The 15,750-nt window shown below is 65.6% G+C and carries 4 protein-coding genes; 1 reads left to right on the top strand and 3 read right to left on the bottom strand.

The annotated features are described in order from the left end of the window. Positions 1-20: 20 nt before the first annotated feature. Positions 21-12,950: a non-ribosomal peptide synthetase gene (locus ACIQUS_RS19850; RefSeq protein WP_403050179.1), complete on the bottom strand. Its 12,930-nt coding sequence runs from the start codon at positions 12,948-12,950 to the stop codon at positions 21-23. A gap of 335 nt (positions 12,951-13,285) precedes the next feature. Here ACIQUS_RS19850 and ACIQUS_RS19845 point away from each other — a divergent pair, with 335 nt between their 5' ends. After that, entirely contained in the window at positions 13,286-13,816 is a 531-nt protein-coding gene (locus ACIQUS_RS19845) for an RNA polymerase factor sigma-70 (RefSeq protein ID WP_403050176.1), read from the top strand. A gap of 59 nt (positions 13,817-13,875) precedes the next feature. On the opposite strand, the gene ACIQUS_RS19840 is transcribed toward ACIQUS_RS19845, so the two are convergent. Next, on the bottom strand, positions 13,876-14,883 hold the full coding sequence (locus ACIQUS_RS19840) for a GNAT family N-acetyltransferase (RefSeq protein WP_403050173.1): 1,008 nt from the start codon (positions 14,881-14,883) through the stop codon (positions 13,876-13,878). Positions 14,884-14,943: 60 nt separating this feature from the next. Then, positions 14,944-15,720 (bottom strand): substrate-binding periplasmic protein, encoded by a 777-nt coding sequence (locus tag ACIQUS_RS19835; protein ID WP_403050170.1) that lies wholly within the window; start codon positions 15,718-15,720, stop codon positions 14,944-14,946. Positions 15,721-15,750 lie beyond the last annotated feature (30 nt).

The following is a 15,750-nucleotide window of genomic DNA, read 5'->3' as shown; positions in this document are numbered from 1 at the left end:
CATGACCCGGCCCGCCTACCTCATAGCCCTTCGAGCTCTGCCATCAGGTCGCTGAGACGATCGACCTTGTCGTCGCTCAGCACCCCGGCCTTGAGCCCCTCCACGTAGTTCGCCAGTTCCTCCACGGTGCTGCACTCGAACATCGCCCGCAGCGGCACGTTCAACTGCAGCGCCTTTTGCACCCGCGAGGCGATCTGGGTCGCCAGCAGGGAGTGTCCGCCCAGCTCGAAGAAATTGTCGCGTACCCCGACCCGCCCGGCCTTGAGTACCTCGGCCCAGATCGCCGCCAGGGTCTGCTCCAGCTCGTTACGCGGCGCCAGGTAGTCCTGGGAGTGCAGCGCACCGATGTCGATGGCCGGCAAGGCCTTGCGATCGAGCTTGCCGTTGGCATTGAGCGGCAGTTGCTTGAGCCAGGCCCAGTGCAGCGGGACCATGTACTCAGGCAACTCGGCGCGCAGGCGTTGCTTGATCGTGTCGAGCAGCGCCGTCGTGTCTGCCGTTGCATCCGCAGCCACCAGGTAGCCGACCAGGTGCATGCCGTTGGCGCCCTCCTGAACGCCTACGGCGCCATCGCGCACCTCGACCTGCTCATGCAGGCGCGCCTCGATTTCACCCAGCTCGATGCGGTAGCCGCGGATCTTCACCTGGTGGTCGATGCGCCCGACGTACTCGAGCACACCATCGGCACGGCGCCGGGCCAGGTCACCGGTGCGGTACAGACGCTCCCCCGGTGCCCCGAACGGATGCGGGATGAACGCCTGGGCCGTGCGCAGCGGGTCAGCCACATACCCGCGCCCCACGCCGGTGCCCGCCACACAGAGCTCACCCACGGCGCCCAGCGGCACCAGTTCCTGATCGTCACCCAGCAGGTACAGGCGGTTGTTGTCGGTCGGCGTGCCGATAGGCAGGTAGCTGCCGCGGGTCGAGGCCTCATCGACGCGGAAGAACGCCACGTCATCGGAACATTCGGCCGGACCATAGGCATTGACCAGGCCAATGTGCGGGTAGCGCTTGAGCCATTGCGCGGCCAGTTCCGGCGGCATCGCCTCGCCGGTCGGCAGCATCCAGCGCAGGCCGTCGAGTTGCTGGTGCTCGTTGGCAAGCATGCCTTGGATCAGCGAGGGCACGCTTTCCAGCACGGTGATGCCACAGGCCTGGACATGTTCGAGCAAGCCTTGCGGATCATGGGCCACGGCGTTGGGCACGATGGCCACCTGGGCACCGAACAGCGGCGCGGCGAGGAACTGCCAGACCGAGATATCGAAACTTTGCGAGGCGGTCTGGGCAATCACGTCCCGTTCATCGAGCTGCAGGTACGGCACCTTGCTCAACTGGTTATTGAGCATGCCGCGCTGCTCGACCATCACACCCTTGGGCAGGCCGGTGGAGCCGGAGGTGTAGATCACGTAGGCGAGGTTGTCCGGCGCGCTGTAAATACCCGGGTTGCTGTCGGCCAGCCCGGCCTCCTGCACCTGTTCCCAGACCAGCAGCTTCGGCCTTGCGGCGCAGGACAATTCGTCCAGCAAGGCACGCCCCTGCTCGGCACAGGCCGCGCTGCAGACCAGCACCGGCGTGCGGCTGAGCTCGACAATACGCTGCAGGCGCGCAGCAGGCAGACCCGGGTCCAGCGGCAGGTACCCGGCGCCGGCCTTGAAGCTGCCGATGATCATGCCCAGCAAGGGCACGTCGCGCTCGGCCAGCAACGCCACCGGCTGGTCGAGCGTCACCCCGGCGGCTACCAGGGCATGCCCCAGGCGGTTGGCCTGGCGGTTGAGTTCGACGTAGCAGATCGAGCGGTCCAGGCAACGCGCCACGGTGCGTTGCGGATGAGCGGCGACGCGCGCTTCGAACTGTGCCACATAGCTCTGTTCCAGGTTGTAGGCCCGCTCGCTGTGGTTGCACGCTTCGAGCAGGAAGCGACGCTCCTGCTCACCCAGCAACGGCAACTCGCTCATGTCGCCCTGGAAGCCATCGGCCAGGGCCAGCAGCAGGCGCTTGAACTCGGCCAGCAGGCGTTCCACGGTCGGGGTGTCGAAGTAGCGCTGGTCGAACGACAGGTGCAGGCCCAGGTCGTCGCCCGGGTAGCAGACCGCGGTCAACGGGAAGTTGGTGTGGGTGCGTCCGGAGTCGGAGCTGGCATTGAGGTGCTGGGCACGGTCGAGCACCGTCACTTCCACCGGCGCGTTCTCGAACACGAACAGGCTGTCGAACAACGGCTGTCCCTTGGGCAGCTCGCTGCATTCCTGGATGCTCACCAGCGGCAGGTACTCGTACTCGCGCAGCTCCATGTTGCGTTCGAGTAGGCCCTTGAGCCATTGCCGCACGCTGCAGCGCTCACCGGCTGCCGGCAGCTTCACCCGCAAGGCGATACTGTTGATGAACAATCCGACGGTGCGCTGCATCTGCGGCATGCTCACCGGGCGACCAGCCACAGTGACCCCGAACACCACGTCGCGCTCCCCGCTGAAGCGGCTCAACACCAGGGCCCAGGCCGCCTGGGCAAAGGTATTGACGGTCAACTGATGGGCCTGGGCCAGTTCTCGCAGGCGGGCACCGTCGGTTGCATCGAGGCGGGTGTAGCAGTCGCCGACGATCATCCCGGCGTTTTCGCCGCCATGGTCGCGCAGCAACGGACGGTCGCTGGGTACAGCCGTGCTGCGTTCGAAACCCTGCAGGTTATCGCGCCACCACCGGCGCGCTTCGTCCAGGTCCTGGTGCTGCAGCCAGCCGATGTAGTCGCGATAACGCGGCGGCACCGGCAATTGCGCCTCACGGCCCTCGCCCATGGCCATGTACAACTCGAAGAAGTCGTTCATCAGCAACGAACGGCACCAGGCATCGATGAGGATGTGGTGGTTGCTCATCATGAACCAGTAGCGGTCGGCCCCGACGCGGATCAGGCGCAGGTGGAAGGGTGCCTGTTGCAGCAGGTCGAAGCCGGCCTCGCGTTCGGTCTTGTGCAGGGCCTGCAGGCGTGCTTCCTGTTCGTCCTCGGCCATGTCGGCCCAGTCCTGGTAGTCGAGCGGCGTATTGCCTGGCTTGTGGATGATCTGCAGCATGGCTTCGCCGGCGTTCCAACTGAACGAGGCGCGCAGTGCTTCATGGCGTGCCACCACGACCTGCCAGGCCTGGGCGAAGCGTTGCGGGTCCAGGGCGCTGTGAATCCGGTAGCGGTCCTGCATGTAATAGATGCCGGTGCCGGGTTCGAGCAGGGTGTGCAGCAACAGGCCTTCCTGCATCGGCGTCAGCGGGTAGACATCCTCGATCTGCGCCATAGGCACAGGCAAGGCGTCGATCTGCTCCTGGCTCAAGTGTGCCAGGGGGAAGTCCGACGGTGTGAAGCTGCCATTGCCCGGGGCCAGGCAATGCTCGACCAGACCGAGCAACTCGGCCTTGTACGCCTGGGCCAGTTGCTCGATGGTGCGCTGGTCGTAGCGTTCACGGCTGAAGGTCCAGCGCAGCTGCAACTCGCCAGCGTAGACCTGACCATCGACACTCAGCCAGTTGGGCAGCGGCGCGTCCAGGTCATGGGCGCTGCCGGCCGGCTCATCCACCGGCTGGTAAAGGGCATCGGCCTGGAACTGCTGGTCGAACTGCCCCAGGTAGTTGAAGGTGATCCGCGCCTGGGGCAAGGCGGCCATGGCTTCGCGCACCGGGGTATCGGCCAGGTAGCGCAGCACGCCGTAGCCCAGGCCCTTGTGCGGCACCTGGCGCAGTTGTTCCTTGATCGCCTTGATCGAGTCACCCCGCTCGGCCGCCGGGCTCAGGCTCAGCGGATAGGCGCTGGTGAACCAGCCGACGCTGCGGGTCAGGTCCATGTCGTCGAACAGGTTTTCCCGGCCATGGCCTTCCAGCTGTACCAGCACCGAGCTGTCGCCACTCCAGCGGCACAGGACGCGCGACAGGGCGGTCAGCAACAGGTCGTTGACCTGGGTGTGGTAGGCCGCTGGCGCATCCTTGAGCAATTGCCGGGTGTGCTCGGCGCCCAGGCTCATGCTCAGGGTATGGGCCTGCCTGTGCAGGTTCGCCCCTTGCGGATGGTCGCAGGGCAACTCGCGGTGCGCAGTGCTCAACTGACGCTGCCACCAGTGCTGCTCATCACGCAGCGAATCGCTGCCGGCATAGACGGCCAGGCGCGCGGCCCAGTCGCTCATGGCACGGGTCCTGGCGCCCAGGGCCTGGCCACGGTACAGCGCCTGCAGGTCTTCGAGCAGTACCCGCCAGGACACTCCGTCGACCACCAGGTGATGAATCGCCAGCAGCAGGCGCTGCTGCCCCTGGCTGTCCTCGACCAGCAAGGCCCGCAGCAACGGTCCTTCCTGCAGGTCGAGGCTACGCTGCACATCGCTGTACAACGCCTGGCAATCGGCAAGGTTGCTGACCGAGGCCTGCCATAGCAATTCACGTTGCTGTGCCTGGACGTAGTCGCCCTGCCACTGCCCTTGCGGCGCGGTAAAGCGCAGGCGCAAGGCATCATGGTGTTCGACCAGTTGCCGCAGGGCCTGCTCCAGTGCCTTGGGCACCAGCGTCTGCACCGGCGCCAGCAGCACCGCCTGGTTCCAGTGCTGGGGCTGTGGCACTTCACTGTCGAAGAACCAATGCTGGATCGGTGTCAGCGCCGCCCGGCCGGTCATCGGCCCCTGGTCGACAGGACGTTCGTCACTGCAGCGCACCACCCCGGCCAGGGTCTGGATGGTCTGGTGCTGGAACAGGTCGCGCGGGGTGAAATGCAGGCCCGCCTGGCGGGCACGGCTGACCACCTGGATCGACAGGATCGAGTCGCCGCCCAGTTCGAAGAAATTGTCCTGCAGGCCGACCCGCTGCACATTCAATACATCGCGCCAGAGGTCCGCCAGTTGTTGTTCAAGCCCGGTGCGCGGCGCCTCGAAGCGCTCGCGGCCCTGTTCAAGATCCGGCGCTGGCAGTGCCCGGCGGTCGAGCTTGCCATTGCCGGTCAGGGGCATTTGCTCAAGCAGCAGCAGATGAGCCGGCACCATGTAATCCGGCAGGTGCAGGCGTAGCTGCGCCTTGAGCGCCTCGCGCAGCGTCGATGGCTCGCCGGCCTGCTCACACACCAGATAAGCCGCCAGTTGCTTGCCCCCCGGCATGTCCAGGGCCAGTACCACCGCCTCGCGAACCGCCGGGTGCTCCAGCAGGCGTGTCTCGATCTCGCCCAGCTCGATACGGAAACCGCGAATCTTCACCTGATGGTCGATCCGGCCGACGTACTCGACCAGACCATCGGCGCGCTGGCGCACCAGATCCCCCGTGCGGTACAGGCGCCCGCCGCGGGTGCTGAACGGGTCGGCGACGAAACGTTCGGCACTCAGGCCGGGGCGCTCATGGTAACCCTGGGCCACGCCCGCGCCGCCGACATACAACTCGCCAATGCCTCCCTGGGGCAACAACGCCAGCTCAGCATCGAGGACATAGGCCACCCGGGCACCGACCACGCTGCCGATCGGCACACTGCCGGCGCCAGCGTCCAGTTGCTCGGGTGCAAGGCAGGCCAATGGCATCACCACGGTTTCGGTCGGGCCGTAGGCGTTGAAGAACTGTTGCGGCGCAAACGCCTGGCGAATCCGCTGCAGGTGCTCGCCGGTCAATGCCTCACCACCGGTGATGCACAGGCGCACCGGCAGCGTCTCGTCGCGGCTGGCCAGCCATTGCGCCAACTGGCTGCCATAGCTTGGGGTAAAGCCGAGGACCGAGACCTGCTGCTCGCGAATCAAAGTGCAGATCTCTTCGGCGCCCCACTGCCCCTGCGCCCGCAACACCACCCGCGCGCCGCACAGCAGCGGCACCAGCAGGCGCTCGGTGGCAGCATCGAAGTTGATCGAATAGAAGTGCAGTTCGCAGTCGTCGCTGCGCATGCCGAAGCGTTCGATCACTGCCTGGCAATGCATGGCGATTTCGCCACGGCTGACCACCACGCCCTTGGGCTTGCCGGTGGAGCCTGAGGTATAGATCAGGTAGGCCTGGTGGCCTGGCAGACTCAGCGACGGCAGCGGCTCATCATTGACCCGGGCCAGTGCCGGACCGTCGTCTTCCAGGCTCCAGCGCTCGACAGCGCCCGGCAGTTCCCCCAACGCATCGAACAGGCTGCGCTGCCCGAGCAGCAGGCTGATGCCGCTGTCCTCGATCATGTAGTGCAGGCGCTCCAGCGGGTATTCCGGGTCCAGCGGCACGTAGGCGCCCCCGGCCTTGAGAATCGCCAGCAGGCCGATCACCATCTCCAGTGACCGTTCCAGCGCCAGGCCGACACGCACCTGCGGGCCGACACCGCGCTCACGCAGCACACGGGCCAACTGGTTGGCGCGGGCATCCAGCTCGGCGTAGCCCAGGTGCTGACCGGCAAAGGTCAGGGCCAGGGCCTCGGGGTGGCGCGCCACCCGGGCACTGAACAGGCCTTCGACGGTCTGCTCAAGATTCGCCCCGCCATCGCCTTCGAGGGTCGCGCGTTGCTGCTCTTCAGCGGACAACATGGGCAACTCGCAGAGACGCTGCAGGGGATCGTCGAGCATGGCCGCCAACAGGTTCTGCCAGTGCGCGGCCATCATCGCGATACGCGGCTCGTCGAACAGGTCGCGGCTATAGGTCAGGCAGCAGCCCAGGCGACGGTCCAGGTCGGTGACTTCCAGGTTGAGGTCGAACTTGGTCGCCCGGGCGTCATTGACCAGGTAATCCACCTGCATGCCAGCCAACTGCCGGCTCTGCTGGAACTCCCAGCGCTGGACGTTGCACATCACCTGGAACAGCGGGTTGTAGGCGGTGCTGCGCGCCGGCTGCAGGGCCTCCACCAGTTGATCGAACGGCAGGTCCTGGTGCGACTGGCCCTCGATCACGGTCTGACGCACCTGGTCGATCAGCTCGCCCACGCGCATCTGCCCGTCGAGCTGGCAACGCAGCACCTGGGTGTTGAGGAAGGCACCGATCAGCCCTTCGCTTTCCGGACGGATGCGGTTGGCCACCGGCGCACCGATGCGCAGGTCCTGCTGGCCGCTGTAGCGGTAGAGCAATACGGCCAATGTGGCGGTCATGGTCATGAACAGGGTCAGGCCACGCTCGGCATTGAAGGCCTGCACGCGCGCCGCCAGTTGTGGGCTCAGGTCGAAGCGATAGAGCTCGCCACGATGGCTCTGCACCACAGGACGCGGGCGATCGGCCGGCAGTTCCAGCACCGGATGCTCATCACCCAGTTTGGCTTTCCAGTAATCCAGCTGCCGCGACCCTTCCCCGTCCTCCAGCCACTGGCGCTGCCAGACGCTGTAGTCCAGGTACTGCACCGGCAACGGCGGCAACGGCGACTCGCGCTCGTCGACAAAGGCTTCATACAGCTCACCCAGTTCGCGGGCGAAGATGTCCATGGCCCAGCCTTCGGTGACGATATGGTGCAGGGTCAGGACAAAGTAGTGCTCGCGCTCGCTGGCCTTGACCAGGCAGGCCCGCAGCAGCGGACCGCGCTCCAGGTCGAACGGCTGGTGCGCCTGCGCGTCGGCGAAGGCCTGCAGGCGCTGTGCGCGCAGCTCGGCGCTGTCGGCGGAAAAGTCCTGCCAGTCCATCTGCACCGGGCTGTCGCTGTTGACGCACTGGTAGGGCACGCCATCGATACTCGGGAAGGTGGTGCGCAAGGTTTCATGGCGAACGATGAGCGCCTGCAGGGCGTGTTCGAAGCGGCTGACATCCAGCACGCCGCGCAGTCGCGCCATGCCGCCGACGTTGTAGGCCGGGCTGTCCGGCTCCATCTGCCAGAGGAACCACATGCGCTGTTGCGAGTATGACAACGGCACCGCCTGGCGCCGGTCGATGCGGGCGATCTCGCCCTGCAGGTTGTGCGCCCCGCTGTGCTGGATGCGCTCGACTTCGGCGCAGAAAGCGCCCAGCTCGCTGGCATCGAACAACACCCGCAGCGCCAGTTCGACATCGCAGGCCTGACGGGTGCGGGAAATGATCTGGGTGGCCAGCAGCGAGTGTCCGCCCAGGGCGAAGAAGTCATCCTGCAGGCCAACCTGCTGCAGGCCCAGCACATCGCGCCAGATGGCGGCGATCCGCTGTTGCAGCGCAGTACCCGGCTCGATGTGTTCGCGGGTGGTCCACACCGGTTCCGGCAGTGCCTTGCGGTCGATCTTGCCGCTCGGGCCCAGCGGCATTTGCACTACCTGCATCAACAGCGCCGGCACCATGTAGGCAGGCAGCTGCTCGCCCAGTGCGGCCAACAGGCTGGCCGTGTTTTCCACGCCGCTGTAGTAGCCGACCAACTGGGCGCCGGCGACGGTCTGGCGAATCAGCACCACCGCCTGATCGACACCGGCTTGTGCCAGCAGGCAGGCCTCGACTTCTTCCGGCTCGACACGAAAGCCGCGCAGCTTCACTTGCTGATCCAGGCGTCCCAGGTACTCCAGTGCCTCCAGCGAGGCAACCCAACGGGCCCGGTCGCCACTACGGTAGAGGCGCTGGCCATCGCCGTCGGGCTGCGGTACGAAGCGCTCGGCCGTGAGCCCGGCCCGGCCCAGGTAACCCCGCGCCAGCCCTGCCCCGCCCAGGTACAGCTCACCGGGAACACCCGGCGCGCTCGGTTGCAGTTCGTCGTCCAGCACCCGGCACAGCACGTTGGCCAGCGGCCGGCCGATCGGCGAACGCGTACCGTCGGTCCCGGCGCAGTGCCAGTGGGTGACGTTGATTGCGGTTTCGGTCGGCCCGTAGCGGTTGTGCAGTGCGACCTGTGGCAGCACCTGCAGCACGCGGTCACGCAGCGCGGCAGACAGCGCCTCGCCACCAGAGAACAGACGACGCAGGCTGGTGCAACCGGCTGCCAGCGGCTCCTGGATGAACACCTGCAACAGTGCCGGTACGAAGTGCAAGGTGGTCACGCCATGCTCGCGCACCAGCGTGGCGATGCGTTGCGGGTCGCGGTGCTCGCCAGGGCCGGCCAGCACCAGGCGGCAACCGGTGACCAGTGGCCAGAAGCACTCCCACACCGACACGTCGAAACTGATCGGCGCCTTCTGCATCAGCACATCGTGCTCGTCCAGCGCATACTGCGCCTGCATCCATTGCAGGCGCTCGGCCAGTGCCGCGTGGGTGTTGCCCACGCCCTTGGGCTGGCCGGTGGAGCCGGAGGTGTAGATCACGTAGGCCAGGTTGTCGCCGTGCAGGTGCAGGCCCGGTGGCTGGCACGGCCAGCTGTCGAGCTTGAGCCGGTCCATGGCGATGGCACTGACGCCCGTCACCTGCGGCAGGCGCTCCAGCACCTCGCTGTGGCTGAGCAGCAGGCTCGCGCCACAGTCGGCGAGCATGTAGGCCAGGCGCTCGGCCGGGTAGTCGACGTCCAGCGGCACATAGGCACCGCCGGCCTTGAGGATCGCCAGCACGCCAATGAGCAACTGCGGCGAACGTTCGGCGGCGATGGCCACGCAGACATCCGGGCCAACCCCCTTGTCGCGCAGGTAATGGGCCAGGCGATTGGCCTGCTGGTGCAGGCTGGCGTAGTCGAGGCTGCCACCGTCCCACACCAGCGCGGTGCGCTGCGGGGTCAGGCGGGCCTGCTCGTTGAGCTGCTCGACCAGCCACTGCCCAGGTTGCGGCGCGGGTGCCTGACCCCATTGCTGCAACTGCGCACGTCCTTGTGCATCGAGCAACTGGACGTCGCCAATGGCCAGGGCTGGCGCCGCACAGACCTGTTCCAGCAAGCCGAGCAGTTGCGCGCCCAGGCGCTGCACGCTGGCGGCATCGAACAATGCACTGGCGTAGTCGAAGGACAGGGTCAGGCGACCCTGGTGATCTTCCTCGCTGTGCAACTGCAGGTCGAACTTGGCCTCGCGGCTATGCCAGGGCAGTTCTTCGGCGAGCAGCCCGGGCAAGCGCCGCAGTGCCCCGAGGTCGCGTTGCTGGTGGTTGAACATGACCTGGAACAGGCCCTGCTCGCGGGCGTCGGGGAAGGCGGCGAGCAGCTGTTCGAACGGCAGGTCCTGGTGGGCCTGGGCCTCCAGTGTCGTCTGCCGGACCTGGGCCAGCAGGTCACTGAACGGCAGGCGCGAATCCAGCTGGGCGCGCAGCACCTGGGTATTGATGAAGAAGCCCACCAGCCCTTGGGTTTCCCGGCGGGGACGGTTGGCGTTGGGTACCCCGACACGAATATCGGACTGGCCGGTGTAACGGTGCAGCAGGCTCTGGAAGCCGGCCAGCAGGACCATGAACAGCGTGCTGTCATGCTGGCGGGCAGTGTTGCGCAGCGCTTCGCTCAAACCCGCCGGTACGCGCAGGCTCAGGCGTGTGGCAGCCTGGCTGTGCTGGCCTGAACGCGGATGATCGGTAGCCAGGTCGAGCACGGGATGCTCGTCACCCAGGTGCGCCTTCCAATAAGCCAGTTGTCGAGCCGCTTCACCCTCGGCCAGCCATTGCCGCTGCCAGGCGCCATAGTCGGCATAGTCCAGGCTCAATGCCGGCAGCTGCGCCTGCTGCCCCTGGCAGCGTGCTGCGTACAGGCGTGAAAACTCGTCGATCAGGATGTTCATCGACCAGCCGTCGGCGATGATGTGGTGCAGGGTCACCCACAGTTGATGATCTTCGTCATCGAGGCGCACCAGGGTCACCCGCAGCAGGGGGCCGGCCTGCAGGTCGAATGGCTGCCGGGCTTCTTCATCGCGCCGAGCCCGCACTTCGTCGCTGTCGACGCTGCAGAGGTCCAGGTGGCGGAGTTGGAATGGCGCTGCCGGCAGGATGCGCTGCAGTGCCTGGCCGTCCTCTTCGGCGAACACCGTACGCAAGGATTCGTGCCGCTCGACCAGGGCCTGGAAACTGCCTTGCAATGCGACCTGGTCCAGCTCGCCGCGCAGGCGCAGCGCGCCGGGAATGTTGTAGGCGGCGCTGTGCGGCTCCAGTTGCCAGGTCAGCCACAAGCGATTTTGCGCCAGCGACTGGGGCAAGGCCTGGGCACGGTCAAGCCGGCCGATCGCGGTGTGGCCGCCACCACCGAGCTGCTGCACTGCAGCCACCGCGGCGCAGAAGTCGGCCAGGGTGGGCGATTCGAACAGCAGGCGCAGCTCCAGCTGCAGGCCCAGCTCATCATTGAGCCGGGCGGTGAGCGCAGTGGCGGCGATGGAGTTGCCGCCGAGCAGGAAGAAGTGATCGTCGCTGGCGACCTGCTCCACCCCCAACTGTTCACACCAGCGGCGGGCAATCACGCTGTACAGGGCATCGCCCTGTACCGCTGCGCTCGTCGCCTCGGTTGCTTGTGCATCCGGGAAGCGCGCATAGCAATCCAGGCTGCCATCGTTCATGCGCAGGCGGCAGGCCGAGCGTTGCAGCTTGCCGCTGGAAGTCTTGGGCAATGCGCCCGGGTTGAGCAGCAGCACCACTGCCGGGGCCTGCTGGCAGGCATCGGCGACGACCTGGCGCAGGGTCTTGATCAGGCTTGCAGGGGGCACGGCCTTTTGTACGTTGCGGCTGATTTCCACGGCAACGCCGATCCCCTCCTCGCCCTGGTCGTCGACGGCGAACACCGCGACCCGGCCCTTGCGCAGCACCTCGACTTCACGCTCCAGGGTCTTTTCCAGATCCTGCGGGTAGAGGTTGTGACCGCGCACGATCAGCAGGTCCTTGAGGCGGCCGGTGACGAACAGCTCACCCTCGCGCACAAAGCCCAGGTCGCCGGTGCGCAGCCAGGTGTGGCCGCCTTGCTCGACGAAGGTCCGCGCCGTGGCTTCGGGGTTGCGCCAGTAGCCTTTGGCAATGCTCGGCCCACGCGCCCAGATCTCACCGACCCGGTTGTCGGCCAGCACATCCAGGTTCTGCGGATCGACAATCTGCACACCATGCTCGGGCTGGCTGCGACCGCAGCTCATCTGTACCGAATCAGTGCCCGGCTGCGCACTGTTGCGCGCCAGGGCCTGTGCATCGAGCGTCAAGGCGCCGATACCCTGGCCCCGCGTGCCGCCGCTGACAAACAGGGTCGCCTCGGCCAGGCCGTAGCTGGCGAAGAAGCTGTGCTCGGCAAAGCCGCAGGCGGCAAATTTTTCCGCGAAAGCCTGCAGGCTGTCCTGACGGATCGGCTCGGAGCCGGAATAGGCCACGCGCCAGCGGCTCAGGTCGAGGCTGGCCAAGGCGGCATCGCTGACCCGCTCACTGCACAGCCGATAGGCGAAGTCGGGGCCACCGCTGATGGTGCCGCCATGGTCGCTGATCGCCTGCAGCCAGCGCTGCGGCCGAGCGAGGAAGTAGGCCGGCGCCATCAGCACGCAAGGCACGCCACTGAAGATCGGTTGCAGCAGGCCGCCGATCAGGCCCATGTCGTGGTACAGCGGCAACCAGCTGACAATCACGTCGTCCGGGTTCAGGTCGATGCCGAAGCCATGACGGATCAACACCTCGTTGGCCACCAGGTTGCCGTGGCTGACCTGCACGCCCTTGGGCAAGGCCGTGGAACCGGAGGTGTATTGCAGGAAGGCGATGTCATCGGCCTGCAACCCGGGGGCCTGCCAGCGGCCGGCCAGGTCCGCGCCCAGGTGATCGACCGCCAGCAACTGCGGTGCCGCTTCCCCGCCCAGCACCTCCAGGGCCTGGAGGCTGTCGTGCAGGGCGCTGGTGGTGAGCAGCAGGCGCGGCGCGGCGTCGTCGATTATCGACAGCAGCCGCTCCTGGTGATGACGGCGCGACGACTCGGGTGGATAGGCCGGCACGGCAATGACGCCGGCATACAGGCAGCCGAAGAACGCCGCGACGTAGTCCGGGCCGCTGGGAAACAACAGGATCGCACGATCGCCGAAGTCGGTACGCGCCTGCAGCGCTGCTGCGATGGTTCGCGCGCGCAGGTCCAGGTCCTGGTAGGTCAGCACGGCTTCCTCCCGCGGGTCGTCGGCCAGAAAGCGCAAGGCAACCCGCTCCGGGGTTTGCGCAGCACGTTGTGCCAGTGCCTGGACCAGCGTAACCGGGAGTTCGAAGGCGTCCGTCATGGGAAGGTTCCTGCCAGAGTCTGTACGTGAAATCAGGGCCCGACCGTCGCGCCTGCCACGGGTACGGCAAGCGGGTGCGCGTCGGGCGCCGGGGGATGTACACAGAGGAACGGATGGCCAGGGCAAATAATTAGGTGGATGCCTGCCGGGAACAGGAGGCCCGGAACGAAGGATTTTTGAAGCGGATCACAATCCCGGGCTTAGAACAAAAAGATATGAAGAAACATTACTTTTCGCATTTGACAATAATTATCATTACGAATAGTTTGTCGCACGTCGTAGGAAGCCTCCTAGTTTGGAGTGCTTCCCTTCCCTCATAGAGCAAGGTGATTTCCATGGCGGAACAACTATCCACAAGTAAGTGCGATTCACCGTTACTCCAGGCGTTCGTCGACAACCGCAGCATCCTGGTCAAGATTGCCGCACGTATCACCGGCTGCCGTTCCCGCGCCGAAGACGTGGTGCAGGACGCCTTCTTCCGGCTCAACTCGGCCCCCCAGATCACCTCCTCGTTCAAGGCCCAGCTCAGCTACCTGTTCCAGATCGTGCGCAACCTGGCCATCGACCACTATCGCAAGCAGGCCATGGAGCTCAAATACTCCGGCAGCGAAGAGGAAGGCCTGAACGTGGTGGTCCAGGGCGCCTCGCCGGAAGCCACGCACATCAACTACGCCACCCTGGAACACATCGCCGAGGCGCTGAACGACCTGCCCCAGCGCACCCGCTACGCCTTCGAGATGTACCGCCTGCATGGCGTGCCGCAGAAAGACATCGCCAAGGAACTGGGGGTTTCGCCCACCCTGGTCAATTTCATGATCCGCGACGCCCTGGTGCATTGCCGGAAAGTCTCAAGCCAGAAGGTTTGAGCGCTACACGCCGCAAGCTTCAAGTTGTGCACGCCCGCTTGCAGCTTGAAGCTTGAGCCTCAGGCGAGCCTGCTCCGCTCGAAGAAGCGCTCCCTGCCCAGAATCATCAACGCCGCACGCTTGTGCGGGAAATCGAACTCCTTCTCGCAGTGAAAGCACTGGTCGTGCATGTAGCCGATCATCTTGCCGTTGTCGGCGCGCGGTTCGGCTACCACTCGCTGGGTACGCGGATCATCGAGGAACAGGTAGTGGACCAGGGCCGACAACCAACTGGCCACCTTGTGCGGCCCGCGGTGCTGTTCTTCACCCACCAGCATATGGATGCCGCGGTCGTAGTCATCGACGGCATAGAAGGGAGCGATGCGGTCTTCCTTGGCCCAGTAGGCCTCGAAGTAGGCGAAGGGCTCGTTGTCGAAACAGCCGATCAGGGTCAGGCTGTGCGGGTCGGCCGCGAGCTTGCCCAGGTAGTCGCGATGCTGTTCCAGGCTGCCGCCTTCCTGCCAGAAGTTCAGGACCCTGGGATTGTTCTGCCAACGGTTGAAACGCTCCAGGTCCTGGTCGATTTCCAGCGTGCGCAGCGACACCCAGGCGCCCAGCCTGGCGTCGAACCGGCGATACACTTCGCCCCGGGGTTTCGGCGCGCGACGTGGATGGCGCTTGCCCTCGGTAATCTGCATCTGCTGCGGGTAGGCACCACTGTAGGTCTGGCCCAGCCAGGGCTGCGGCAACTGCCAGAACAGTGTGCGCTCGCAGTTGTAGAGGCCGGCCTGGCCCTGGGCAACCAGCAAGCCGCTGCGCAAGGCTTCGATGGGCGCCGGGTCCAGGTGCCAGGTCAGTCGCTGGCAATCGGGATCACGGGCAAAGAGCCAGTAGCACGCGGCCCACAAGGCCTGCTGCGGGCGGTCCCGGGCGAAATCTTCAAGATATACCTGCAAGGTTTCGCCGCGTTCCAGGCGCACGCGAATCAGCGGGCTGCCTTCGAGCACCAGGCTCAGACGGCAATCACGTTCATCGGCGGCCAGGTCGCGCCAACGGGGCAAGGTGTGCGAAGCAGTGTCGAACGGCATGATCTGGGCTCACGAAGGAAAGAGTGCTCACCCTTGTGAACGTGGCCGCCGTGGGCAAATTTAGTCGGTCGTGGGCGACGTGACGTCAATGCGATAAGGCTGGAAAATCCGCAGCAACTCACCCTGCTCGCGCAATTGCTGCAACAACCTGGCAAAGTCCTGGGCACTGATCGGCGCGCCGGGGCGCAGCAAGGCGTAGTGGTGATAGACCTGATCGAACCGCTCGGAAGCCAGCAGCTGCCCGACACTCTTGGGGTTGCGCGCAAGAAAATCACTGAGGTAGGAGCGCGTCACCAGGGCGATGTCCGACCGTCCACGCTGGACCATCTGCAGGTTGCTGTCATGGGAGTAGGTCAGGGTCGCGTTGTAATGTCTGGCCAGGTACCCGGGATCGGAATTGAAGTCGGCGAATGCATAGTGATAACCGCTATACAACGCCAGACGCTTGCCTCGCAGGTCGGCAAAATACTGCTCGCCGCGATCGGGTTGTCGGTGGGTGACGTACAGTTCGGCATCCTCCAGCCCCATGTCGACCGCCTCATGGGCAATGCCCTCCCAGCCCCAGCGAGGATTCTCGAAAATCGCCATGTCGGTGCGCCCCTGCTGGAGATCACCGAATCGACGGGGAATGGAGGTGGGGACCAGGACGAAACGGTAACGCTGCTGGATAGTGTTCAGGGCGTGGACCAGCTGCGGCAACAGTCCGGTATCGTCACCTTTTTCAGGACGCACCGTATAAGGAGGGAAATGTGCCGCCCCCACCTTGACTTCGACTTCTTCCAGCGCCCGGGCCGGTGACACCACCCACAAGGCGGCGAACATGATCAGGACGGACATCACCTGCGGCTTGGGCGTTGGAATCAAAGC

This window comes from Pseudomonas sp. NPDC090755, from assembly GCF_044769005.1.
GTDB lineage: Bacteria > Pseudomonadota > Gammaproteobacteria > Pseudomonadales > Pseudomonadaceae > Aquipseudomonas.
This window is presented reverse-complemented; position numbering and strand designations above follow the sequence as displayed.

Excerpts from the sequence above, each read along its gene's own strand:
- ACIQUS_RS19845 (WP_403050176.1), top strand. The coding sequence starts at position 13,286 with ATGGCGGAACAACTATCCACAAGTAAGTGCGATTCACCGTTACTCCAG.
- ACIQUS_RS19850 (WP_403050179.1), bottom strand. The coding sequence starts at position 12,950 with ATGACGGACGCCTTCGAACTCCCGGTTACGCTGGTCCAGGCACTGGCA.
- ACIQUS_RS19835 (WP_403050170.1), bottom strand. The coding sequence starts at position 15,720 with ATGTCCGTCCTGATCATGTTCGCCGCCTTGTGGGTGGTGTCACCGGCC.
- ACIQUS_RS19840 (WP_403050173.1), bottom strand. The coding sequence starts at position 14,883 with ATGCCGTTCGACACTGCTTCGCACACCTTGCCCCGTTGGCGCGACCTG.